The 24,434-nt window shown below is 61.0% G+C and carries 22 protein-coding genes; 10 read left to right on the forward strand and 12 right to left on the reverse strand.

Going from position 1 to position 24,434, the window contains the following annotated elements; all coding sequences use genetic code 11:
- The first annotated feature begins 7 nt into the window (after nt 1-7).
- Complete coding sequence (locus ACK3CV_RS07810) at nt 8-1,459, forward strand: bifunctional 2-methylcitrate dehydratase/aconitate hydratase (protein ID WP_086581042.1); 1,452 nt, start codon at nt 8-10, stop codon at nt 1,457-1,459.
- A gap of 79 nt (nt 1,460-1,538) precedes the next feature.
- A complete protein-coding gene (locus tag ACK3CV_RS07815) occupies nt 1,539-2,168 on the forward strand; it encodes a LysE family translocator (RefSeq protein WP_033637649.1) in 630 nt (209 codons plus the stop codon).
- On the opposite strand, the gene ACK3CV_RS07820 is transcribed toward ACK3CV_RS07815, so the two are convergent.
- Complete coding sequence (locus tag ACK3CV_RS07820; protein WP_033637650.1) at nt 2,165-3,004, reverse strand: helix-turn-helix transcriptional regulator; 840 nt, start codon at nt 3,002-3,004, stop codon at nt 2,165-2,167. The genes ACK3CV_RS07815 and ACK3CV_RS07820 overlap by 4 nt on opposite strands.
- Before the next feature lie 99 nt (nt 3,005-3,103).
- Here ACK3CV_RS07820 and ACK3CV_RS07825 point away from each other — a divergent pair, with 99 nt between their 5' ends.
- The 4 genes from ACK3CV_RS07825 to ACK3CV_RS07840 are packed head-to-tail and all read left to right on the forward strand — an operon-like array spanning nt 3,104 to nt 8,115.
- On the forward strand, nt 3,104-4,528 hold the full coding sequence (locus ACK3CV_RS07825; RefSeq protein WP_164037344.1) for an MFS transporter: 1,425 nt from the start codon (nt 3,104-3,106) through the stop codon (nt 4,526-4,528).
- Between the two features lie 56 nt (nt 4,529-4,584).
- Nucleotides 4,585-5,214 (forward strand): FMN-binding negative transcriptional regulator, encoded by a 630-nt coding sequence (locus ACK3CV_RS07830; protein WP_164037329.1) that lies wholly within the window; start codon nt 4,585-4,587, stop codon nt 5,212-5,214.
- A gap of 38 nt (nt 5,215-5,252) precedes the next feature.
- Nucleotides 5,253-6,212, forward strand: a complete 960-nt coding sequence (ybiB, locus tag ACK3CV_RS07835; protein ID WP_164037327.1) for a DNA-binding protein YbiB — start codon at nt 5,253-5,255, stop codon at nt 6,210-6,212.
- A 46-nt stretch (nt 6,213-6,258) separates the two neighbouring features.
- Nucleotides 6,259-8,115: a M3 family metallopeptidase gene (locus tag ACK3CV_RS07840; RefSeq protein WP_164037325.1), complete on the forward strand. Its 1,857-nt coding sequence runs from the start codon at nt 6,259-6,261 to the stop codon at nt 8,113-8,115.
- 66 nt (nt 8,116-8,181) lie between these two features.
- Here ACK3CV_RS07840 and ACK3CV_RS07845 read toward each other — a convergent pair whose 3' ends face one another.
- The 3 genes from ACK3CV_RS07845 to ACK3CV_RS07855 form a co-directional block, all read right to left on the reverse strand.
- Nucleotides 8,182-8,817 carry a carbonic anhydrase gene (locus tag ACK3CV_RS07845; RefSeq protein WP_004939270.1) on the reverse strand — a complete coding sequence of 212 codons (636 nt, stop codon included), beginning with the start codon at nt 8,815-8,817 and terminating at the stop codon, nt 8,182-8,184.
- Nucleotides 8,818-9,103: 286 nt separating this feature from the next.
- On the reverse strand, nt 9,104-9,364 hold the full coding sequence (gene bhsA / locus ACK3CV_RS07850) for a multiple stress resistance protein BhsA (protein WP_015377148.1): 261 nt from the start codon (nt 9,362-9,364) through the stop codon (nt 9,104-9,106).
- 168 nt (nt 9,365-9,532) lie between these two features.
- Nucleotides 9,533-10,162, reverse strand: a complete 630-nt coding sequence (locus ACK3CV_RS07855; RefSeq protein WP_164037323.1) for a flavin reductase family protein — start codon at nt 10,160-10,162, stop codon at nt 9,533-9,535.
- 118 nt (nt 10,163-10,280) lie between these two features.
- Here ACK3CV_RS07855 and rlmF point away from each other — a divergent pair, with 118 nt between their 5' ends.
- From rlmF to ACK3CV_RS07870, 3 genes are all read left to right on the forward strand, one after another.
- Nucleotides 10,281-11,246 carry a 23S rRNA (adenine(1618)-N(6))-methyltransferase RlmF gene (rlmF, locus tag ACK3CV_RS07860; protein ID WP_204280358.1) on the forward strand — a complete coding sequence of 322 codons (966 nt, stop codon included), beginning with the start codon at nt 10,281-10,283 and terminating at the stop codon, nt 11,244-11,246.
- A 210-nt stretch (nt 11,247-11,456) separates the two neighbouring features.
- A complete protein-coding gene (locus ACK3CV_RS07865) occupies nt 11,457-14,459 on the forward strand; it encodes a translocation/assembly module TamB domain-containing protein (protein ID WP_164140706.1) in 3,003 nt (1,000 codons plus the stop codon).
- Nucleotides 14,460-14,768: 309 nt separating this feature from the next.
- A complete protein-coding gene (locus ACK3CV_RS07870; protein WP_033653405.1) occupies nt 14,769-16,073 on the forward strand; it encodes a methyl-accepting chemotaxis protein in 1,305 nt (434 codons plus the stop codon).
- A 34-nt stretch (nt 16,074-16,107) separates the two neighbouring features.
- Here ACK3CV_RS07870 and ybiO read toward each other — a convergent pair whose 3' ends face one another.
- The 6 genes from ybiO to dps form a co-directional block, all read right to left on the reverse strand.
- Nucleotides 16,108-18,318, reverse strand: a complete 2,211-nt coding sequence (ybiO, locus tag ACK3CV_RS07875; protein WP_164140708.1) for a mechanosensitive channel protein — start codon at nt 18,316-18,318, stop codon at nt 16,108-16,110.
- Between the two features lie 154 nt (nt 18,319-18,472).
- Nucleotides 18,473-19,195 (reverse strand): glutamine ABC transporter ATP-binding protein GlnQ, encoded by a 723-nt coding sequence (gene glnQ / locus ACK3CV_RS07880; RefSeq protein ID WP_004939230.1) that lies wholly within the window; start codon nt 19,193-19,195, stop codon nt 18,473-18,475.
- A complete protein-coding gene (gene glnP / locus ACK3CV_RS07885) occupies nt 19,192-19,851 on the reverse strand; it encodes a glutamine ABC transporter permease GlnP (RefSeq protein WP_004939229.1) in 660 nt (219 codons plus the stop codon). The genes glnQ and glnP overlap by 4 nt, the downstream gene beginning before the upstream one ends.
- A gap of 103 nt (nt 19,852-19,954) precedes the next feature.
- Nucleotides 19,955-20,698 (reverse strand): glutamine ABC transporter substrate-binding protein GlnH, encoded by a 744-nt coding sequence (gene glnH, locus ACK3CV_RS07890; RefSeq protein WP_004939223.1) that lies wholly within the window; start codon nt 20,696-20,698, stop codon nt 19,955-19,957.
- Nucleotides 20,699-21,038: 340 nt separating this feature from the next.
- On the reverse strand, nt 21,039-21,305 hold the full coding sequence (locus ACK3CV_RS07895; protein ID WP_033637659.1) for a DksA/TraR family C4-type zinc finger protein: 267 nt from the start codon (nt 21,303-21,305) through the stop codon (nt 21,039-21,041).
- A gap of 140 nt (nt 21,306-21,445) precedes the next feature.
- Complete coding sequence (gene dps / locus ACK3CV_RS07900) at nt 21,446-21,949, reverse strand: DNA starvation/stationary phase protection protein Dps (protein ID WP_004939215.1); 504 nt, start codon at nt 21,947-21,949, stop codon at nt 21,446-21,448.
- A gap of 355 nt (nt 21,950-22,304) precedes the next feature.
- On the opposite strand from dps, the gene ACK3CV_RS07905 reads away from it, so the two are divergent.
- On the forward strand, nt 22,305-22,856 hold the full coding sequence (locus tag ACK3CV_RS07905; RefSeq protein WP_164140825.1) for a P-loop NTPase family protein: 552 nt from the start codon (nt 22,305-22,307) through the stop codon (nt 22,854-22,856).
- On the opposite strand, the gene nanQ is transcribed toward ACK3CV_RS07905, so the two are convergent.
- Nucleotides 22,838-23,305, reverse strand: a complete 468-nt coding sequence (gene nanQ, locus ACK3CV_RS07910) for an N-acetylneuraminate anomerase (protein WP_060558984.1) — start codon at nt 23,303-23,305, stop codon at nt 22,838-22,840. The two genes, ACK3CV_RS07905 and nanQ, sit on opposite strands and share 19 nt — an antisense overlap.
- Nucleotides 23,306-23,437: 132 nt before the next feature.
- Nucleotides 23,438-24,325 (reverse strand): threonine/homoserine exporter RhtA, encoded by an 888-nt coding sequence (gene rhtA, locus ACK3CV_RS07915; RefSeq protein ID WP_033637661.1) that lies wholly within the window; start codon nt 24,323-24,325, stop codon nt 23,438-23,440.
- Nucleotides 24,326-24,434: the final 109 nt, after the last annotated feature.

The following is a 24,434-nucleotide window of genomic DNA, read 5'->3' on the forward strand; positions in this document are numbered from 1 at the left end:
AATCATGATGCTTGAGTCTGCCAATACCCGCCGTCCGCCGTTCGATCGCGAAATGGTCGATATCGTCGATTATGTGATGAAAGAGGCCGTCGATACCCCGGCGGCGTACCGCACCGCCCACTATTGCCTGCTCGATACCCTCGGCTGTGGGCTGGAGGCGCTGAGCTATCCGGCCTGCAAGAAACTGATGGGGCCGGTGGTGCCGGGCGCCGAGGTGCTGAACGGCAGCCGGGTGCCGGGCACCCGCTTCCAGCTGGATCCGGTGCAGGCGGCGTTCAATATCGGCGCCATGATCCGCTGGCTCGACTTCAACGACACCTGGCTGGCGGCGGAGTGGGGGCACCCGTCGGACAACCTGGGCGGGATCCTGGCGGTGGCCGACTGGCTCTCGCGCCAGGCGGTGGCGGCGGGCAAAGCGCCGCTGACCATGCGGCAGGTGTTGATCGCCATGATCAAGGCGCATGAGATCCAGGGCTGTCTGGCGCTGGAAAACGCCTTCAACCGGGTGGGATTGGATCACGTGCTGCTGGTGAAGGTGGCGTCCACCGCGGTGGTGGCGCAGATGCTCGGCCTGAGCCGGGCGGAGATCCTGAATGCGGTGTCGCTGGCGTGGGTGGACGGGCAGTCGCTGCGTACCTATCGCCATGCGCCGAACGCCGGCACCCGCAAATCCTGGGCGGCGGGGGATGCGACCGCGCGCGCGGTGCGGCTGGCGCTGATGGCTGCCACCGGCGAAATGGGCTATCCCTCGGCGCTGACGGCGCCGACCTGGGGGTTCTACGACGTCTCTTTCAACGGCAAGCCTTTCCGCTTCCAGCGGCCGTACGGCGCGTACGTGATGGAGAACGTGCTGTTTAAAATTTCGTTCCCGGCGGAGTTCCATGCCCAGACCGCCGTGGAGGCGGCCATGACGCTGCACCGCCAGATGCAGGCCGCCGGTAAAACCGCCGCCGACATCGCCGCAGTGAGCATCCGCACTCATGAGGCCTGCTTGCGCATTATCGACAAGCAGGGACCGCTGGATAACCCGGCGGATCGCGATCACTGCATTCAGTATATGGTGGCGATCCCGCTGCTGTTCGGCCGGCTGACGGCTGCGGACTACGAGGATCGGGTGGCCGAGGATCCGCGCATCGATGCGTTGCGCGGCAAGATCCGATGCCATGAAGATCCCGCCTTCACCCGCGATTATCACGATCCGGAAAAACGATCGATCGCCAATGCGCTGACGGTGGAGTTTACCGACGGCAGCCGTCTGGATGAGGTGGCGGTGGAGTATCCTATCGGCCATGCGCGGCGGCGCGAAGAGGGCATCCCGCTGCTGATCGAGAAGTTCAAAACCAACCTGGCGCGCCAGTTCCCGGCTCTGCAGCAGCAGCGCATTCTCGAGGTGTCGCTGGACCGGCAGCGGCTGGCGCAGATGCCGGTCAACGAGTATCTCGATCTGTGGGTGATCTGAGATAAGCGGCGCTGACAAGCCACGTCGGCGCCGCTATGATGGACGCTCCATTCCCGTCCGTCTTCTTATCAGGTGATTCATGATTGATGCCGCAACGCTGTTGTTGTTTTCCGGTGCCTGCGTGGCGCTGGCGCTGACTCCCGGCCCGGATATGCTGCTGATCGCTTCGCGCAGCGTCAGCCAGGGGCGGCGCGCCGGTTTCGCTTCGCTGGCGGGCATTCAGCTCGGCACGTATTGTCACGCGCTGGCGGCGGCGCTGGGGTTGTCGCAACTGTTCGTCGCGGTGCCGCTGGCTTACGACGCGGTGAGAATGCTGGGCGCCGCCTATCTGCTCTATCTGGCGTGGAAAACGCTGCGATCCGGCAGCAGTTTGCAGGCTTCCGCCGGGTTGCAAGCGGTGCCGACGGCGCGCATCTTCCGCCAGGGGCTGTTCACCAATATCCTCAACCCGAAAATGGCGCTGTTCGTGCTGGCGCTGTTTCCGCAGTTTATCGATCCGCGTTCAGGCTCGGTGGTGGTGCAGATGCTGGCGCTGGCGACGGTGCTGAATCTGGTGGGCTTGCTGATTAACGGCGGGGTGATCCTGGCGGTCAGCGGCATGAAAAGCCGCTTTGCCGGCCGCCGCTTCAACGCCCGCTGGCCGAACTACCTGCTGAGCGGGGTGTTCGCCGGGCTGGCCTGCAAGCTCATTTTCGACAGCCGCCGCTAACCCTCACGCAGCAGCGCTTCAAACGCCGCGCTGGCCGGTTCGTCCGGCAGCGCGCTGTACATCACCAGCCGCAGGTGATTCTCTTCGTCGACGATGAAAGAAGCGTGGTCAAAGGTGACCGGGCCGATTTCCGGGATGGCGAAGCTGCGTCGTCCCTGGCAACGCCCGTGAATGTCGTGCTGCCGCCAGAGCTGGCGGAACTGCGGCGACACCCGCTCCAGCGCCTGTACCCGTTGGCGCATCACCTCATCCTCCGGCGCGCGAGCGTAGTCGCGGCGGAAGCTGGCCAGGATTTGCGGCGCCTGCGCCCGCCACTCCAGCAGGCGCGCATTGAGCTGCGGATCGGCAAACAGCATCCACAACATGTTGCGCTCTTCCGGCGGGCGTTCGGCGATGGCGAACAGCCGCTGCGCCGCCGGGTTCCAGGCGATGATGTCCCAACTCAGGTTCATGACGTAGGCCGGCCGCAGCGCTAAATCGTCCAGCAGCCGCCGCACCAGCGGCGAGACCTGGCACCACTGATGGCCGACCGGCACCGGCGGGCGCTGATGCGCCAATAAAAACAGGTGGTAGCGGCCGGCGGCGTCGAGCTGCAGCACCCGCGCCAGGTTTTCCAAAAACGCCACCGACGCATTGATTTCCCTGCCTTGTTCCAGCCAGGTGTACCAGGTAAGGCCGACGCCGGCCAGCGCCGCGACCTCCTCGCGCCGCAATCCCGGCGTGCGGCGGCGGCTGCCGCTCGGCAAACCGACCGCCTGTGGCGACAGCTGTTCTCGCTTTTGACGTAGAAAATCCGCCAGTTCGTGGCGGGTGCGCTCGAGGGTGCGTGGGGGCATGTCGGCCGTCCTGTTGCTGTAAGTAATAGTATAAATGACTATATAGTAACAGTTTAAACCCTGTTCCATACTGCGACCATCATAATCTCTGGAGGTGGTATGGAACATTCATTATCTCGTGAGCGGCGAGCGCTGCCCGGCCTGCCGGTGCTGCTGTTGGGCGGTTTTGTCACGGTGTTCGATCTGTTTGTGGTCAACGTGGCGGCGCCGGTGATCCAGCGAGAATTCGCCGCCGATTTTGCCGGCGTCGGGTTGATCGTCGCCGGTTATGAACTGGCGTTCGGGGTGCTGTTGATCGCCGGCGGGCGTCTGGGCGATCGCTTCGGACGTCGGCGTCTGTTCAGCCTCGGCATGCTGGGATTCACGCTGACTTCATTGTTTTGCGGGTTGGCGGGATCGCTCAGCCTGTTGATCGCCGCGCGTATTCTGCAGGGGGCGGCGGCGGCGCTGCTGTTTCCGCAAATTTACGCCTTGATGCGGGTGCTGTACGAGCCGCAACAGCGGCGGCGCGCCTTCGCCTGGCTGGGCATGACGCTGGGGCTGGCGGCAATCTTCGGCCAGATCCTCGGTGGTTTTATCATCGAGGCCAACCTGTTCGGCAGCGGCTGGCGCATGATCTTTCTGATTAATCTGCCGATCGGCGCGCTGGCGCTGTGGGCGGCGCGGCGCATTCCCGAATCGCGGGTGGCGCAGGCGCAGCGGCTGGACGGCGTTGGCCTGGGGCTTGCGGCGACCGGCCTGTCGCTGTTGCTGCTGCCGCTGCTGGAAGGGCCGGCGCACGGCTGGCCGTGGTGGATCGCGCCGATGTTGGCGCTGGCAATGCTGACGCTGTGGGGCTTCCTGCGTTGGGAGCGCCGTCTGGCGCAGCGCGGCGACGATGCGGTGCTCGATCCGGCGCTGTTCCGCCAGGCGGGCTTCGCGCCGGGTATGGCGGTGGTGCTGGCGATTTATGCCACCGCTTCCTCGTTTTTCTTGTGTTTCGCGCTGCTGCTGCAGGCGGGGGCGGGGCTGACGCCTTTTCAGGCGGGCAGCCTGTTCACCCCGGCCAGCGCGGCCTTTATGCTGGCGTCGATGCTGGCGCCCCGGCTGGCGCTGCGTTGGGGCAACCGTGCGCTGAGCGCGGGCGTGGCGATTTACGCCGCCGGGCTGGCGCTGCTGATGGCGCAGGCGCTGTGGGGCGCGGCGCTGGCGCATCCGCTGCGGCTGCTGCCGGGGTTGGTGGTGCTGGGATTCGGCCAGGCGCTGAGCATGACGCCGCTGCTGAATCTGGTGCTCGGTTTGGCGCACGAGCGGCAGGCGGGCATGGCGGCGGGGCTGGTTGCCACCGTGCAGCAGGTGGGGGGCGCGCTGGGCATCGTGGTCAGCGGCGTCGGCTTCGTGCCGCTGTTGGCGCACGGCGGCGCGGCGGAGCGCTATGCCGAGGCCTTTGCCGGCGCCATGGTATTTAATCTGTTGGCGATGGGCATCGCCCTGATCTTGTTAAACCGGATCACGCGAAATAGTCAGAAAGCGGATCTTAAGTAGGCCGCCGGCGGGTGCTTTACTGTCGTCATGATGAGAAAGCGTAAGGAGCCACACTGATGTTTCAACCCGCCGCATTTCGCGAAGACGATCTGGATGCCCAACTGGCGCTGGTGCGCGCCCACCCGTTGGGGCTGCTGGTCAGCCACGGCGAGCAGGGATTGACGGCCGATGCGCTGCCGTTTCTGGCCGATGTCGAACAGGGGCAGATCCGGCTGCGGGCGCACCTGGCGCGCGCCAACGAGCACTGGCGGCGGCTGCAGCACGCGGCGGAATGCCTGGTGATTTTTCAGGGGTTGGAGGGCTATGTGTCGCCCGGCTGGTATCCGAGCAAGCGCCAGACCGGCAAAGTGGTGCCGACCTGGAATTACAGCGTGGTGCAGCTGTATGGCGTACCGACGGTGACGGACGACCCGGCCTGGCTGCGGCGCCAGCTGATCGATCTGACCGCGCAGCAGGAAGGAGGGCGTCCGGCGCCCTGGCGGCTCGACGACGCGCCGGCCAACTACATCGCCGCGCAGCTTAAAGGCATTGTCGGTATCGAGATCGCCGTCACCCGGCGCGAAGGCAAATGGAAGATGAGCCAAAACCGCAGCGCCGACGATGCCGGCGGGGTGATCGCCGGGCTGCGCGACGGCGATGACGCGCAGCGGCGGCTGGCGGAGGAGGTTGAGCGGCGGCGCGGATAGGGTATGCTAACCGAAGAGTGAGCAAGGGGAACCTTCGGATGGATTACACCAAAATTATCAAAGAAATAGGCCGCGGCAAAAACCATGCGCGCGACCTGGACCGGCAGACCGCATTTCAGCTGTATCAGGCGATGCTGGCCGGGGAGGTCCCCGAGCTGGAGCTGGGCGGCATTCTGATCGCGCTGCGCATCAAGGGCGAAGCCGAGGAGGAGATGCTGGGCTTCTACCAGGCGATGCAGCAGCAGGTGTTGCCGCTGCAGGCGCCGCAGGGGCGGCCGCTGCCGGTAGTGCTGCCGAGCTATAACGGCGCGCGCAAGCAGGCCAACCTGACGCCGCTGCTGGCGCTGCTGCTCGCGAAAGTGGGCCTGCCAGTGGTGGTGCACGGCGTGCTGGACGACAGCACCCGCGTGACCAGCGCCGAGATTTTCCGCGCCCTGGGGCTGCCGTGGTCGGAACAGGCCGTTCACGCCCAGCAGCGTCTCGATAACGGCGAGGCGGTGTTCATGCCGGTTTCCGCGCTGTCGGCGCCGCTGGCGCGGCAGCTCGGGCTGCGTTGGCGCATGGGGGTGCGTAACAGCGCCCATACGCTGGCCAAGCTGGCGACGCCGTTCGGCGAACAGGATGCGCTGCGCCTCGCCAGCGTCTCACACCCGGAGTATGTCGGCCGGGTGGCGTCGTTTTTCCGCCAGATCGGCGCCCGCGGGCTGTTGATGCACGGCACCGAAGGCGAAGCCTACGCCAACCCGCTGCGCTGCCCGCAGATTCACCATATCGTCGGCGGCGAACAGCGCGTGTTGCTGGAGCGCACCTTGCAGGATGAAACGCCGACGTTGCCGGCGGCGAAAGACGCGGAAACCACCGCGCGCTGGACCGAGCGCTGCCTGGCGGGCGAGGTGGCGATCCCGCAGGCCATCCAGCGGCAGATCGCCTGTTGCCTGGTGGCCGCCGGCGAGAGCGAAACGCTGGAACAGGGGCTGCAGCGCCTGCATCAGGCCTGAGCGCGACTATACTGGGATATTTCCTCATCGGCTGAGAAGGACGGTTATGCATCAGGCTCTCGATTACTTCAATCAATTGAACCAGGATTACCTCGACGTACACCGCGCCAAAGAAGAGCTGTTCTGGCAAAACTACATGGGCACCGGCGGTGAAGAGGTGTCGGCGCGCTTTGCCGCTGCGGAAAGCGCCTATAAGCGCTTTATCGCCGAACCGCGCCGGCTGGCGGAGATCCGCAATCTGCTGGCCGGATTGGAAACGCTGCCGCAGGAGGCACAGCGCGATGCGCTGATCCACGGCCTGCAAGGCTGGCTGCGTTTCTTCGACTGTAACGCCATTGAAGATCCGCAGGCGCAGGCGCTGTTGGATCAGATCATCCACGCCGAATCCGATCTCTACTCGCGCCGCAAGGGCTACCAGGTGACGCACCTGAACGCCGAGGGCCAGCGGGTGGCGGCCTCGCTCGGCGAGCTGTTGACCAACCAAGCGACCAACCCGAACGAAGACTACCGCCGCAGCTCGCAGCAGGCTCTGCGCGATCTGGAGCAATGGCTGCTGCATAACGGCCTGCCGGAGCTGATTGGCTTGCGCAACCGCTTTGCGCGCCAGATGGGCTATCGCAACTATTTCGACTACAAGGTGAACAAAACCGAGCGCATGACGCCGGAGCAGCTGTTCGCCATTCTGGATCGCTTCGAGCGGGAAACCCGCGAGGCCAACGCGCGCAGCCTGCAGCAACTGGCGGCCGGCAAGGGCAGCCAGGCGCTGGAGCCGTGGAACGTGCGCTTCGCCAGCGCCGGCGACGTCACCCGCCAACTGGATCCTTACTTCCCGTTTTCGCGTTCGCTGGAACGCTGGGTCGATAGCTTCAAACGCCTGCACATCGGCTTTGGCGGCGCCGAGATGAACCTCGATCTGCTGGTGCGCAAAGGCAAGTATGAGAACGGCTTTATGCACGGCCCGGTGCCGCCGTTTGTGCGCCAGGGGGAATGGGTGCCGGCGCGCATCAACTTCACCAGCCTGGCGCAGCCGGGGCAGGTAGGCAGCGGCGCTTACGGGCTCAACACCCTGTTCCACGAAGGTGGCCACGCGGCGCATTTCGCCAACATTCGCCAGAATGCGCCGTGCTTCTCGCAGGAGTTCCCGCCGACCTCAATGGCTTATGCCGAAACCCAGTCGATGTTCTGCGACAGCCTGCTGGACGACGCCGACTGGCTGAAACGCTATGCGAAAAACGCCGCCGGCGAAGCGGTGCCCGATGCGCTGATCGAAGCCGGTATCGCGGCGCGCCAGCCGATGCGCGCGTTCAACGAACGCCATATCCTGCTGGTGCCGTACTTCGAGTGGGCGCTGTATCAGTGGGATGACGAGCAGCGCACGCCGGAAGCCATCACCGCGCTGGCGCGCGAGGTCGAGCAGAAGATCCTCGGCATCAGCGGCAGCCCGCGCCCGACGCTGGCGATCCCGCACCTGCTGTCGCTGGAGTCCGCCTGCTCTTATCAGGGTTATCTGCTGGCGATGATGGCGGTGGAACAAACCCGCCAGTTCTTCCTGCAGCGCGACGGTTACCTGACGGACAACCCGGCCATCGGTCCGGATCTGGCGCAACACTATTGGTTGCCGGGCAACAGCGTCAGCCATGACGACACGCTGCGCAGCCTGACCGGCGAAGGGTTCAACCCGGACTCTCTGGCGCAGGCCTGTAACCAGACGGTGGCGCAGGCGTGGCGCGAGGCGCAGCAGACGATGGCCGCCGCCGCCGCGCGCCCGCAGCCGCCGGCGGATTTCGATTTGCAGGCGCATATTCGGGTGGTAGACGGCGAGACGGTATTGGCGGATAACGCCGACGGCGACGAACGGATGTGCCGCGACTTCGCCGCAGCGATAGAGGCGCGTTTGGTTTAAGGCTGACAATAAAAAAATCCACGCGGCAGCGTGGATTTTATTTAATGATAAAATCTGGGCGTTATTTTATTCGAAATAGACGTCGGGATTATCGGCCAGGGAAACGAAGCTCTTGGTGTTTCTATCCAGCGTACGAATTTCGCCGCTTTCGATGTCGTACACCCAGCCGTGCAGGCGCAGCCCGCTGTTGCGCAGACCCACCGCCACAGAAGGGTGGGTTTTGATATTATTTAGCTGGGCGATAACGTTCTCTTCCACCATAGCGTTAACTTTGTCTGTTTCGCTATTCCAGGTTTTCTTCTCGACCACCGCTTTGGCCGCATCCGCGTAGTGCAGCCAGTGGGCTACCGCAGGCATGGGATCGAGGCACTGACAGGACGCGATAGCCTTCATGGCGCCACAGTTCGAGTGGCCACAAATCACGATATCAGTGACGCCCAGCGCCACTACCGCGTATTCGATCGTCGCAGAAACCCCACCCGGCTCCGGGCCAAAGGAAGGGACGATGTTACCGGCGTTGCGAATAACGAACAGTTGCCCAGGCTCTTGCTGCGTCACCAGCTCGGGCACCAGGCGGCTGTCAGAACAGGAGATAAACAGCGCTTTGGGATTTTGGCTGGAGGCCAGGCTGCGAAAGAGCTCCTTACGCTGCGGGAAAATCTCTTTCTGGAAACTGAGGAAACCTTCAATGATATGTTGCATACAACGCTCTCTGCATCTGTAGTCTGCGTAATATGATAATCATCCTCTTCCGTTAGTCCAGCAATGGCACGGTAAAAAAATGTGTGTACACACCCCCTGTAAACCCCATTAAATACGGGGTTTAAACCCGTTTCCGGTAGCATTGTCCGGTTCGTTTACGGGCGGGTTGCTGATAAAGCGGGCGGCAAAAAACTCGCTGTCGTACCCATTCGGCGCTAATACACTTGAACATAAAAAAGCCCGCCGGGGTGATAGCCGGCGGGCTTTTTGACGTCTGGGGCGGTGATTATTTGTAGATAACCGCGGTGGCGTGCATCAGGTTGTTACCGCTGGTGGAAGTGATGGTGAAGGCCTTGGCGCCTGCGGCATCGGCTTTGGCGGCCAGCTGCGACTTCAGGCTGCTCAGGTCGGTTGCGCCGCTGGCGACGATCACGCCGGCTTTTTCGAATTGGGCGGCATCCTGGGCGCTGACGTGTTCAGCGGCGAAAGTGGTGAAAGAAACGGTGGCCAGGGCGATAGCGGCAGCAAAAGTTTTGATGGTTTTCATGTTCGTCATTCCTGTCAAAGTGAATTAGGGAGAAAGGGGTTTGCCTTTCGATGGGAAGATTATTGCGCAGTGACAGGCGGGATGAAATCGGAGAGTGTTGATGGTTTTATTCAGATTTTTTGATTGTTAATTCCCCCCGTTTATCTTCTGCCTAAACGGGGGAGACGATCAGCGCGTCGGGCGCGCCAAATCGAAACGGTGCTGTTCGGAAATGCCATAGTAGGCGGTCGGGCCGCCGGCGCGCAGAATAGGTTCGGCAGCGGCGGTCTGGTAGACGCCGTGTTCATCCAGCAGCGCCGGATCGAGGTGTACCGCCACCACTTCGCCCAATACCAGCCAGGTTTCCACCTGTTCACCGGCGGCGGTTTGCAGCTGAATGCACTGGGTCAGCCGGCATTCGAAGTTCACCGGGCTTTCGGCCACGCGCTCGGCTTTGACCCGGCGCCCGGGCAGCGGCGTGACGCCGGCGAAGGTGAATTCATCCTCGCCGCGCGGCAGGTTGATGGAACTGTTGTTCATCGCTTCCGCCAGCGGGCGCGTCGCCAGGTTCCAGACGAATTCGCCGGTTTCCACGATATTCGCCACGCTGTCTTTCCAGCCGGTGCTGGCGAAACCGACGATCGGCGGACGGTAGTTGAAGCAGTTGAAAAAGCTGTAGGGCGCCAGATTGCGCAAGCCGGCGGCGCTGCGGGAAGAGATCCAGCCGATGGGGCGCGGGCCGACGATGGCGTTCAGCGGATCGTGCGGCAGGCCGTGGCCGGCGGCGGGTTCATAATAATAACGAGATTCACGGCTCATGGGGGATCCTGTGGCAATCGATGAGGCTTTCATTGTGCCGGGTTTCCCGCCGCTGCGCCATTGCGGGCGGGATGTGTTATCTTACGCGCCGGAAATACCTTCAAGAGAGCCCGTCACGGTGGAAAAAAAGAAAACCTTCCCGCAGCAGAAAAGCGGCCTGCATCCGCGCAACCGTCATCGTTCACGCTATGACTTCCCGGCGCTGATCGCCAGCTGCCCGGCGTTGGCGCCGTTCGTAAAACCGAACGCCTGGGGCGATGTCTCGGTGGACTTCGCCGATCCGGCGGCGGTGAAAATGCTCAACCGTGCGTTGCTGCAGCACTTTTACGGCATCGAGCACTGGGATATTCCGGCGGACTACCTGTGCCCGCCGATCCCCGGCCGCGCCGATTATCTGCACCACCTGGCGGATCTGCTGGCAACCAGCAACGGCGGCGAGATCCCGCGCGGCAAGGGCGTGGCGATCCTCGACGTCGGCGTCGGCGCCAACTGCATTTACCCGATCGTCGGCCTGCGCGAATACGGCTGGCGTTTTACCGGATCTGAAATCGATTCGGTGTCGCTCAACGCGGCCAAAATGATCGTCGAGATGAACCCGACGCTGCGTAACAGCGTGCGTCTGCGGTTGCAAAAACAGCCTGAGCTGATTTTTAGCGGCATCATCGGCGCGGCCGAGAAATTTGACGCCACCCTGTGCAACCCGCCGTTCCACGCGTCCGAGCAGGAAGCGCGCGCCAGCACCCACCGCAAGCTGCATAAATTGGGCAAAGGGGAAGTGGCCGACAAGCCGGTGCAAAACTTCGGCGGCAAGAACAACGAACTGTGGTGTGAAGGCGGCGAAGAGGCCTTCGTGCGCAAGATGGTGGAAGAGAGCGTCGGCAAGGCCAACAACTGCCTGTGGTTCACTTCGCTCATCTCGAAAAACACCACGCTGCCGGCCATCTACCATGCGTTGAAGGTGGCGGGCGCGGCCGAGGTGCGCACCATCGAGATGGCGCAAGGGCAGAAGATCAGCCGCTTTGTCGCCTGGACCTTCCACGACGCCGAGCAACAGGCCGCCTGGGCAGCCGAACGCTGGCGCTAATCCTTCCGGTGCCTCGGTATGGGAGCAAAGTCCCATACCGAGGGCCGGTTTTCCCCGTTTTATTGACTTATCGCATCAGTATTTCTTAACTGTAGTCATACCTATAAAAACCCCTTCAAGCAGTGTGCAATGTCTCTCTTCACGATGTAGGAGACAGGCTGCGGCGCAGTCATGCCGCGAACTTAGTCCATCACACTGACGGGATTTATTATGATTCCTTTAGCTACGCAACAAGAGGTCGGCGCCTTAATCATCGGCATTTTCGGGCGTTTGCCGACGGCGGCGGAAATCGATTACTACGACAGCGCATTTGATATCGGTAGCCAGCCGCCCGCTTATATGGCCAGTATTTTAATGAGCCAACCCGATGCCGGTTGGATGAGCGGACAAAGCGAATACGACATTCTCAGCCAGGTTTATTTCTCCGTTTACAATACCGCTCCCGATCCGGATTACATCAATGCCTTACTGCAACTGGGGCATTTCAACAGCGCTGTCGCCAGCGTTGTCATCGAACTCTTCAACTATCTGGGGGACGATCCGGTGATGCTGGCGCAGCGTGATGCGCTCGATCAGCGCATTGCAGAAGGTTTGTATCCCGGCACTGCAGCCGATGCCGCCGGCGGAAGCGGCGACGCGCAGGCGATGTTTTATCTGCTGCGAGCGCCCTGGCAGACCGATGAAATTGCCCATGACGGCAAGCTGCTCAATCAAGGGGGCAATCTGGCGGCGTTGGCGCAGAGCAAGATTGCCACCCTGCCACTCAACGATCTTTCCGATCATGACTTCATTTTGCATCTGTTCGCTCAGGGATTTGAACGGCCACCGACGGCTCCTGAACTTGCCACTTACCAGCAACGGCTGGCGGAGGGCGCGACGCGTGGCGATCTGCTGGTGGATATGATCGCGCAGTTGCGTGGGGTGGTGGCGCCGGAAGATGCGGCGGCTCAACAGCATTTCAATGCGGCGGGCCAGGAATATTCGCCGGGCGAACTGCCGGCGACCGAGTATCTGGAGCAGATAGCGGCGCTGTTCCGTGCATTGCCCGAGCGGGCGGTGGACAGCGCCTCGCTGGACAATTGGAGCAAGACGCTGGCCTCCGGCACGTTGAGCTATACCGAATTGGTCACGGCCCTTCTGGCGACGCCGGAATTTCAGGCGCAGGTCGGTGGTTTGCAGGGCGACGACTTTATTCAGCACGTCTATCAGGCGGTGCATGGCCGGGCGGCGGATGAACAGCAGTTGGAACACTATCGGGCATTAGGCGGCGACAAGGCACTGGTCACGCAGGCGGTGATTGCCGATCTGATCAATGCGCCGCCGTCAGGTGACGCTCAGTATGAACAGTGGATGTTCGCGCGCGATGTCGGCGCCAGCCTGGCGTATAAAACGACCGCTTCTCTCGCCACCAGCGAGGGTGGCGGCAACGCGTCGGGTACGGTGAATACGCATGCTCACCATACGCTGAGCAATGCGGAAACCGCCGTGCTGTTCAGGGTGTTCCTGCATGCTGACGCGGACGTCATGGTTGACCTGAGCTATGCCTCGCAGCTTTCTTATCTGATTGTCAATGGCGACGCTGCGGCGGATATCTGGCTGCATAATAACCCTGCGGCTCGGTATGGGGTGGACATGACGGTAAACAATGCCAATGTGAAAATGCATGGCACCTATGGCGACGATCGGGTGCAGCTCACCTCGCAGGCCGACCTCGCCGCCGCCCAAGGGCACTTTTATCTGAACAACGGTAATGACAGTCTGCTGTGGGGAGGCAATGCCAATGGCGGCGCCAATCATGTGGGGTGGGTGTTCAGCGCCGATGGCGGTGACGGGCACGATATTTTGTCCGCCAACCTGATCGTCAAAATGACCTCGACGCTCGATCTTTTTGGCGCGCGCATCAGTACGGTGAGCAGCAACGCCGCCAATTTCAGTCATTTCGAACAGATAGATATGGCGGGTTATATCGGCCAAGCGGAAGCCACGTTGACGCAAATCGGTTGGAACGGTTACAGCACGAAAGCGCTGGCGACGAGTGCTCATGTGTTTGACTACGGGGTATTGAGTGGCAACGCCACCGTAGAGGGAACGGACGGCGGGACGATCGTGCAGAGCTGGGCGGCGCAGGCGCTTGGCCGTGAGGGATTGCTGTTGTCCGGCCGGGCGGATAACGTCAAGGTGATCAACGCCAATGCCGATGCGGCACGCCTTGAAATCAGCGGCATCGGCGATCATGCGGACAGCCGGCTGGAGATAGCCTTCCTTGAGAATGCCACCGCTCGTTTCGACCTGTTGTTCTCCGGGCGCGGTAACGCCGGCTCATTGGCGCTTGACTCGCATGGCGATGAAAACCCATTGACGCTGATCGCCGTCACCACCGGCGCCTGGGGAAATGGCGCGCTGACGCTGACGGGGCAAAATGATCAGGTGCAAGACATTACGTTGTCCGGCGGCGCGAATTTCAACCTGACGCTGACCGAGGGGTATACTCAGGTCCGCCTGGTTGACGCTTCGGCCTTCGCCGGTAATGGGTTTACCCTGACGTCCTCTCATGGCGGCAGCGGTGACGGCACGATCATTCAAATGTTGGATTCGCTGCCGTTAAGTGGTGACGCGCAGGCCAAATTGGCGCCGCTGCTGGAAGATCTTGGGCTACAGGGCGAACAGCTGCTGGTCAAAGGTGGGGGAGGCAGCGATCAATTTAACGTGCTGGGAGATACGACGATCGTGGCCGGCGCAGGGAAAAGCCACGTGACGCTGCACAGCAGCACGGCGGCGTCAGGCGTGACGTTAAAAGACTTTTCGCTGACGCAGGGCAGCATCGACGATGTGCTCTCAGGCCTGCGGATCGTTCATGGTACCGGCGGTGGCGTGCTGGCAGATTATGGCGTCAGCGATGCGCAAGGCGTGGAGACGAGAATCGGCGCCCTGACGGCCGAACAAGGCGGCAGTGCCAGCCAGCTGTTGGCCGCGTTGCTCGATCTTGGCCAACCTGGGGCATTGAGCGCCAAGGTCGGGGTCAGTAGCGTTCTCGGCGAGCAAAACAGCAGCTATCTTATTGTCGATAACAATGATGATCACCGTTTGGATGAAGCGGACAGCATCATCCTGCTCTTGGGGCAGGATCATCAAAGTTTGCTCAACGAACTGCGCTATGTTCCGGAAATCATACTCAACGGCACGGTGGTTGAGCCGGAGCCGCTGGTCGCGTAAGAGGAGTCGTTTTAGCTCAACGGCGCCGGTTATCCTGCCGGCGCCGACAAAAATCCGCATTTTACCTTTCAATTTTCATCACTTACGTTATTCTCAATACGGAATTAATAATAAAAATCTTAGGCTGTTGGTTTATTTAAATTCGAATAATTACTTTACTGAATAAATAAATTTAATCCGGTTAATAGCAATAACCAGAAGGAACGGCGCTGCCCGTTCCTTCCGCGATGGCACGTCTGCGTGTGGGCGCGGCACGTGGCCAGGCAAAAATAAGAAAAGCGCCATCATCTGCCACAAGGACTACACCTTATGCTTTTACGATTCAGTCAGTTAACTACCCACAAAGGCGCCGAACTGAGCGCGATAGAACACGCCGTTCCGATGATCGTATTCTCGCCCGACGGCACGGTATTGCGCGCCAACGATCTTTTCCTCAACACGCTGGGATTTCAACGCGATGACGTGATAGGCCGGCATCACCGTATTTTCTGCGATCCGAACTATGTCGCCAGCCCGCTGTACCGCAAACATTGGGAGACGCTGAATAAAGGCCAGCCCATCACGGACACCATAAAGCGCATCGCGAAAAACGGCGAGGCGGTGTGGCTGCAGGGCACCTATGCGCCGGTGCTGAATAAACAGGGTAAGGTGGTGGAGATCGTCAAGATCGCCAGCGAAGTGACCGAACGAGTGACCCAGGCGCAGGAGCATCGCAGCCTGCTGGCGGCGCTGAATCGATCGATGGCGATGATCGCTTTCACGCCGCAGGGCACCATCGTCAGCGCCAACGACAATATGCTGGCGCTGATGGGCTATCGGCTGGAAGAGGCGTGCGGGCAGTCGCATGCGGTGCTGTGCCCGCCGGAGTTCGCCAATTCCGACGATTATCGGCGGCATTGGCAGCGCCTGGCGCGCGGCGAGTTCATCACCGGGCGTTTTGAGCGCCTCAACCGGCGCGGCGAACGGGTATGGCTGGAGGCCAGTTACAACCCGATCCTCGACAACGAAGGCCAGGTGGTGAAGGTGGTGAAGATTGCCCAGGACATCACCCGGCTGATGCAACAGCAGCAGCATGAAGAAGAGATGGTGCGCAACGCGCATCATCTGTCGCTCGATACCGATCGGCAGGCGGCACAGGGCGCGATCATCGTGCAGCAGGCGGTGAAGGGCATGCAGCAGGTCGAAGCGGCGGCGCGCGAAACCTCGGACGTGGTCACCGAGCTGGGCAAGTGTTCTCAGCAGATCGGCACCATCGTCGAAGCGATTCGTAAAATCGCCTCCCAAACCAACCTGCTGGCGATTAACGCCTCGATCGAAGCCGCCCACGCCGGCGAGCACGGGCGCGGTTTTGCGGTAGTGGCCAACGAAGTGCGCACGCTGGCGGAACAGTCGCGCAAGGCGGCGACCGAGATCGAACGCATGACCAAGTCCATCCAGCAAGGCGTGGCGGCGGCGATTGCCGGCATGGCAACCTGCGTAGAGCAGGCCGGCGGCGGCGTGGCGCTGACCCATGACGCCGGTGAAGTGATCAACCAGGTCAACATCGGCATGCACGACGTCGTGAAGCTGATGCAGGCGTTCACGTCGGTGAAGCAGGGCGACGCGCTGCACTGAATGGTCAGGCCCCGTACCGGACGGGGCCTGAAAGCTAGCGTTCGGCAGGCGGTTCCTGCGGCTGCGGCGCGCGGGAGATCTGCATCGCCTGCTGCGGCATGCCGATGCCGGCCCGATCGAAATGGATTTTCACCAGCCGATCGAGGGCGTATTGCACCACCCACTGTTTCAGCGCCTGCGTGCGCACCGTCACGCGGGTGGTGAACGAGCGATCGCCCAGCGCCACCACGCCGTTGAAGACCGGCTCGCCAATCAGGAAATGCTTCACCTGTTCATCCTGCTTCAGCGCCTCGATGGCCTGATGCAGCACCTCATTGACCCGATCGATGTCCTCGTCGCGGCTGACGGTATAATTGGCGCGGTATACCCCGAACTCACGTGCGTAGTTGGCCAGCGTGGTGATCGAGGAGTACGGCACGATGTGGTAGACGCCGTAGTCGTCGCGCAGGCCGATCGAGCGGATGGTCATGCGCTCCACGGTGCCGGTGATGCCGCTGACGGTGACGTATTCGCCGGTGTTCATGCCGTTTTCGAACTGGATGAACACGCCGGTGATCACGTCTTTCACCAGCGTCTGGGCGCCGAAGCTGATGGCCAGCCCCAGCGCGCCGGCGCCCGCCAGCAGCGGCGCGATGTTCAGCCCCACCTGCGACAGCACGATCATCACGGTAATGGTGCTGATAACGATGGCCAGCACGTTGCGAAACAGCGTCAGCAGCGTGCGTTCGCGCGCGCTCGGCCGCACGCCGTTGCTCAGCTCCAGCACCAGGCGGTGCTCGATGATGCTGGCCATCAGCGTCCAGCTGAACACGGCGATCAGCAGGATCAGCAGAATATGCACCAGCCCGCCGAGCGTTCGCTGGCCATTTTCGCTGCCCGCCCACTGGTACAGGTTGATCAGGTGCCAGGCATCGAGCAGGAACAGCGTCACTGCCAGCACCACCATCACCCGCAGTATCTTCAGCCCGTTGGGGATGTAGGAGTTGATGCGCCGCTCGAGCATCGGATAGCGCAGATTAACGTCGGTCGGCAGCGAAATGCGGCGGAAAATCCAGCGGGTCAGCATGCCGGACAGCAGAGCGCCGACGCCGACCACCAGCAGGCTTTTCACCGTGGCGCTCATCATAAAGCGCAGGCTGTTGCCGATGTCGAACTGGGACAGCACGAACAACACCAGAAAATAGGCGATCGCCAGCAGATGCCAGATATGCCCCAGACCGCGCAGGATCGCGCTGAAAAACGCCATCGACCGTTCGGCCAGCAGGTTGATCTGGTGCTGTATCGGCTTGCGGTTGTGCAGGATCAGCCAGATGGCGTACAGCGTCAGCGCCAGCATCACCACCAGATTGACGGCGGCGGCGGCCGGGTAGCTGATCTGCACCGCCACCACCGGCACCACCACCATCAGGCCGTAGCCGATCAGGCCGCTGAGCCAGGCGAGGCGCGTGTTCCAGTAGCGCGTGCTCTGGTCGCTGAAGGGGAAGGGGCGCAGGTAGTCGAAGTTGGGGGCGAAAATCAGCCGCAGCACCGCTTTGAAAAACTCAATCACCGCGAAGGCGCTGAGAAACAGGGTCTGCAGCCGCAGAATGGTGGCGCTGTCGGCGTGGACGTGGCGGGCGAACAGGTTGCCCGCCGCCAGCGCCAGCAGCAGCACCAGCAGATCGACGGTGAAAGCGCCGAGAATGGCGGCGGGGCGCTTATACCACGGGCCGCGCTGTAGCCGCGCGTTGTGCCCCCAGCTGCCCATGCGTTTGTACAGCGGCGCGATCAGCCGCCGGATCAGGTGGAACAGCGCAAAGGTGACCGCCACCGTCAGCAGAAAGTAGCCCAGCGCGCGGAAAAAGCCGGCGGGATTGAAAACGCGCTTCGGGCCGGAGTCGATCAGCTTTTGCAGCGCGCCGAGCTTCTGGTTAAAGGTGCCGATGCCTTCCTGCGCCAGCGAGTTCAGGCTGTCGCTCAGCGTGGCCGGCGTTGATTCCTCCGGCGTTGTTGGGGCGGCGGCGGGGGCGTCGCCGGCGGCCTGTTTCAGGTGGTTGATGAGTGCCGCGCGCGCTTGGTCGTCTTGCAGCAGATCGGCCAGCGCGGCATAGGCGGCCTTCTGCTGCTCGCTTTTGTCGGCGGGCGCGGGCGGCGCGTTTTGCGCCAGGGCCGGTGGCGCGAAGACGTTCAGGATCAGCAACAGCAGCAGGAAAAGCAGGTGTTCTCGCAGATGAGAACCTCGTCGGGAGTCTGCGTTTGGCGGCATTGTTCCTCTCTTTGGCGTTCTGTGATCGGCGGATGTCAGAGCAATACGATGAAAAACAATGAATATAGTAGGAAAGGTGGCGCGATGTGGCGTGGGAACGCGTGCGGAATGAAAGCGGCGGGCGCGTGGCGCGCCCGCCGTGAAACCGCCAGGATCAGGACACGTGCTGCAGGAACTCCTGCAGACGCGGGCTTGGCGGATGATTGATCAGGTCGTGCGGGTTGCCGTCTTCGGCAATCCGACCCTTATCGATAAAGATCAGGCGCGACGCCACTTTTTCGGCAAAGCCGACTTCGTGGGTGACGATGACCATCGTCATGCCTTCCTCGGCCAGATCCTGCATCACCTTCAGCACTTCGTGGCGCAATTCCGGATCGAGCGCGGAGGTCGGCTCGTCGAACAGCATCATTTTCGGCTTCACCGCCAGCGCGCGCGCAATCGCCACGCGCTGCTGCTGCCCGCCCGACAGTTCGGACGGATAGTGGTGGGCACGCTCCGCCAGACCGACCTTGGCCAGCAGCTCGCGCGCCAGCTTTTCCGCATCGGACTTCTTCGCGCCGCGCACGCGGATCGGGCCGAAGGCGACGTTTTCCAGCGCCGTCAGGTGCGGGAACAGGTAGAACTGCTGGAACACCATGCCGGCTTCCTGGCGGATCAACCGATCGTCCACTTTCGGATCGTTGGCTTTCAGGCCGTCGACGATCAGATCGCCGCTGGTGACCTCTTCCAGCTTGTTGATGCAGCGCAGCAGGGTGGATTTGCCGGAGCCGGACGGCCCGATGATCACCACCACTTCGCCTTTGTCGATCTTCAAATCGATGTTATGCAGCACCTGGGTTTGGCCAAAATGCTTGGAGACGTTTTTAAATTCAATCACAGGATTTTCATCCTTCTTTCCAGACGACGCAGCACGAAGCTCAGCACCAGGGTAATAATCAGATAGATAACCGCCACGGCGCTCCAGATTTCCAGCGCGCGGAAGTTACCGGCAATAATTTCCTGACCCTGACGGGTCAGCTCCGCCACGCCGATCACGATGAACAGCGAGGTGTCTTTGATGCTGATGATCCACTGGTTGCCCAGCGGCGGCAGCATGCGGCGCAGCGCCAGCGGCATAATGACGTAGCGGATGGTTTCGCGGCGCGACAGGCCGAGCGCCAGGCCGGCCTCGCGGAAACCGTTATGAATCGACAGCACCGCGCCGCGGGTGATTTCCGCAATGTAGGCGCCGGAGTTGATCATGATGGTCACCACCGCCGCGGTGAACGGATCGATGCGCAAATCGGTGAACGCCATCGGCAGGGCGAAGTAGATGAACATCACCTGCACCACGATCGGCGTGCCGCGGATCACTTCGATAAACACCAACGCGATGTGGTTGGCGATCCAACCGCCGTAGGTGCGGGCAAAGCCGGCGACGAGGCCGATGATCAGGCCGCCAATCAGACCGAGGACCGAAATCCACAGGGTCATTTTGGCGCCCTCTAACAAGATAGGAATGGCGGGCCAGATGGCGCTCCAGTCGAACTGCATGATATTTCTCCCGGTGATCCCGAACGTGGGTATCAGATACAACGAAGCGCAGGGGGGTAAGCGCCCCCCTGTGCTTAAGTTAATAGCTTGCCAAATTCACAGCTTACTTAGGTTCGGTGCCGAACCACTTCTTGTAGATCTCGTTATAGGTGCCGTTTTCACGCAGGGTCTTCAGCGCGCCGTTCACCTTCTCGCGTAGCTCGTCGCTGCCTTTAGGGAAGGCGATGCCATACTGCTGTGCTTCCAGCGAATCGCCCACGGTTTTGAACTTGCCGGCGCCGGCCGTCTTGATGAAGTACAGGATGTTTGGCGTGTCGTGCAGCACCGCATCGGCGCGCTTGGTGCCCAGCTCCATGTAGGCGTTGTCGATGTTAGGGAACTGACGCAGATCCTTGGTTTTGATGTGCTGCTTGGCGTAATCCACCGAGCCGGTGCCGCTCTTCACCGCCACCACTTTGCCGTTCAGATCGTCGATGCTTTTCACGCTGTTGTTGTCGGCGTTGACCATCACCAGCAGGCCGCTCTTGTAGTAGCCGTCGGAGAAGTCGATGGCTTTCTTGCGCTCATCGGTGATGGTGATGCCGGCCAGCGCCAGATCGACGTTTTTGGTCTGCAGCGCCGGAATGATGCCGCCGAAGTCCATTGGCTTCAGGGTGTAGTCCAGCTTCAGCTCTTTGGCGACGGCGGCCCACAGGTCGATGTCGAAGCCGACGTATTTGTCGCCTTGTTTGAACTCAAAAGGAACGAAAGCGGTGTCGGTGGCGACCACCAGTTTGTCTGCTGCGTGGGAACTTACGGCAAAGGCCAGAGAGAGTGCGGCCAGGGAGACTTTAAAAATCGACTTCATGAGAGGAATTCCTGTACAGGTTGCGGATTACCCATTTTTTATATTGCAGTTGGTGCCATGAAAAAATCGTGCCATGTTTTCAACTACTATAAAAACAAAGAGTTATTGCGTGATGTTGTGCCGTAAAGGCGAATTGTTATGGTTATGCACCAACGTGAGGCACCAAAATGGTGCGTAAGAATTGTCTTGGTGCACGGGGCTATCATTAACCAAACTTTGGCTGTGAAACAACCGTTCTTTAACGTTTTTGCTTCAATATTGATAACTAACTCTAACTTTCATGATGCACTGACGGTGCAAGCGGAGCCGCGAGCGGCGAAAAGGGGGGGGGCAGATAATGCTAGCGCAACTGGCTGTCTTTGCTGCCGCGCCGGTTATACAGGCTGGCGGCCGCGTGTTTTTTGTCTTGTTCGGTCTGGCAGGCGAGGCAAAAACGCACGCCGGTTAACGCTTTGCGGCGCGCCTCGGGGATCGGTTCTCCGCATTCCTGGCAATAGCGCTCGCTCTCGCCGTGCCCGAGCGCTTCACGCGCGCGCTGCACCGCATCGTCGACGGTGGAATCAATCTGATCTTGTACGGCGCCGTCCGCCGCCCAGCCGCTGGCCATCATTACCTCCCGACAAAGGAACCTTACCGTTTAATATGGGCCGTTTTTTGTACAATGCAACGGCCGCGCAAAAGAAAACAGGCCGGGCGAAGCCCAGCCTGTTCTGCCCGGAACGACGGGCGCTCTGCAACTTTTTAGCGTTATTCGATGTTGGATTCGATGAACCACAGGAACTTGTCCAGATCGCGCGAGGCGGCGGTGAACATGTCGGCGGTATCTTCGTCTTCCACTTCGGTAATGGCTTTACGGATGTCATTCGCGACCGCGCCGTAGCGATCGGCCAGCGCTTTCAGGTGCTCTTGCACGCTGTGGATATTGGTCGGATAGCTTTTCAGCGGCGTGCGATCGTTAACCACCTGTACGGTGCCCAGTGCCACGCCGCCCAGTTGCACCACGCGTTCGGCGAAGGTGTCCTGATGCTCGATGATGGCGGTGCGGAAGCCGTCCAGCATTTCATGGACCGCGATGAAGTTTGCGCCGCGCATGTTCCAGTGCGCCTGCTTGGTGATCAACGAAAGATCGATGAATTGCACGACCTGATGGTTCAGCGCCTTGATGGCGGCCAGTTTGACTTTTTCGTCCAGATCGTTACGGGTATACAGCAGATCAGAAGATTTCGTTTTCACCAGTTTAGCGGTACTCATATCAGATATCCTCTTGATTAGTCGTTGTCCTATTTCGTTACGGGATCAATTATAGCAGGGGTATTTATTTTTGCCGCACGAAAATGGCTATTGCACAAATAGGAATGGCCGAATGGCACTATTTTTATTTGTTTTTTGTTTTTGTGTAACTTTATGAAAATTATTGTTATTTCAATTTAAGGTGTTATTTATTCCAGTGAAGATTTACCCCTGTTATTTTATTTTCTGCCGGCATGCGGGTTCGGCTAAATATCTGCTTTGTTATCGGGGTGTTAATTTTAAGCCTATTCAGATTGATAGCCGTAATTGATGCGGATAAAGTAAGGGAATTAACCCCGGTCTTTATTGGCGAATGATGAAAATTAACGTCGTCGGCACCAGCGGCAGCGGTAAAAGCACCCTGGCGCGTCAACTGGCGGAACGGCTTGACGTTCCCTATATCGAGATGGACAGGCTCTATTGGCGGCCCGAGTGGCAGGGGACGCCCGATGACGCGTTTCTGGCGCGGCTTGAGCAGACGCTGGCCGCAGCGGGAGGGGGCTGGGTGCTGGACGGCAACTACAGCCGCACGCAGGCGATCAAGTGGCGCGAGGTCGATTATATCCTGTGGCTGGACTACGGCTTCTGCCGCACGCTGTGGCAGGCCGTGCGCCGCGCGTGCCGGCGCGCGGCCAGCAAAAGCGAGCTGTGGCCGGGCACCGGCAATCGGGAAAGTTTCCGCCGTTCTTTCTTCAGCCGCGAGTCGATCGTGCTGTGGACGATCCGCACTTACTCGAAGAACCGGCGAAAATACCTGGCGGAGATGGCCCGTTCCGATGCAGGGCGCCGTTTCAAGCGCTTGCGCTCTCCCCGCCAGGCCGCCGATTTTCTACGGACGCTGCCGCAGGTTCACAGCAGCAGACGGTGATGGATCCTCACCACCGCTTTCTTGATGTGCTGCGGGCGCTGCCACAGGCAGCCGGTCTTGTGCGGTTCCATCTGGAAAAAGATCGCGAACATGCCGTGCGTCATATGCAGCGTTTGCGGGTGGCGTTTGATGTCCAGCAGCAGAAGGTCGCTATTTTCCGCGTGGGGATGTTCGCGGTGCCAGTCGCCCGCCAGGCCGTATTCGATGCGTTCTTCGCCGCTGATCAGCAGATGCAACGCGATGTACTCCTGATGCATTTCGGCGCGCTTTTCCGCCGTAGGCACGGTGGTCAGCGTCATCACGTCCATAAAGATATTGTCGCCGTCGATCGGGTGATGGCCCAGCGCCAGTTCGGGCAGGTCGCATCGGCGCAACTCGGTCAGGGTTGAAACCAGCGCCGGCGCGAGTCCGCGGCCGAAGCGGGGGTTGAACAGGCTGTTGTGAATCACTGTTATTCTCCATGTGAGCGAAAGTCCAAAGAGCCTGCGATACAGGCTAAGGGGAAGTATGCCGATTTGTCACGAGGAAAACAGTTAACCCGCCTGCATTCCGACGTTGCGGTCGGCAGGCGAGTCAGGCGATCAGGAAAGGCTTTCGAGGCGCGGCTTGGGGCGAATGGTCAGGGCGGAGCCCATGGAGGCGGCGATAATCGCCGCCAGCGCCAGCCATTGCACGCCGCTCAGGTGTTCGCCGAGGAACAGCATGCCGGACAGCGCCGCCATCGCCGGTTCGAGGCTCATTAAGGTGCCGAAGGTGCGCGCCGGAATTTTGGGCAGCGCGATGATCTCCAGCGAATATGGCAGCGCGGTGGAGAGGATCGCCACCGCCAGCGCCACCGGCAGAATATCGAGGTTGAACAGCACGCTGCCGGTTTGCCAGGCGCCGATCGGGCAGAACACCAGCGCGGCGATCAAGGAGCCGAGCGCCACCGTACCGGGGCCGTGATCGCCGCCGGCCTTCTGGCCGAAGATGATATAGATCGCCCAGCAGGCGCCGGCGCCGAGCGCACAGGCGGCACCGAACGGATCGATCCCGCCCACGCCGTGGCCGAGCGGCAACAGGAACCACAGCCCGGCGATCGCCAATGCCACCCAGAGGAAGTCGATTGGCCGCCGCGAAGAAAACATGGCCACCGCCAACGGGCCGGTAAACTCCAGCGCCACGGCGATGCCGAGCGGCACGGTGCGCAGCGACAGGTAGAACAGGTAGTTCATCGCGCCGAGCGACAGGCCGTAAATCAGCAGCGGCAAGCGGCTGCCGGCGACGATGCGCATACGCCACGGGCGGAAGATAATGAACAGAATCAGAGTGCCGATGAATAGGCGCAGCGTCGTAATGCCTTCGGCGCCCACGATCGGGAACAGGCTTTTGGCCAACGAGGCGCCGCTCTGGATAGACACCATGGCGATGATTAACAGACAGATGGGCAGCAACGCGGAGGGCGCTCTGCCGGAAGTAGATAACGACATCCTTAACGAGCCTTTTTTGCGCCGTTCCTCAGCCTTGAGAAAACGGTCGAAACGGGGATGCGAGCAGTGTAAATGAAATGGCGAAAATCTGTCTGAGAAAAGCGCGCAT

The sequence above is a fragment of the Serratia sp. TSO36 genome (genome assembly GCF_057808395.1).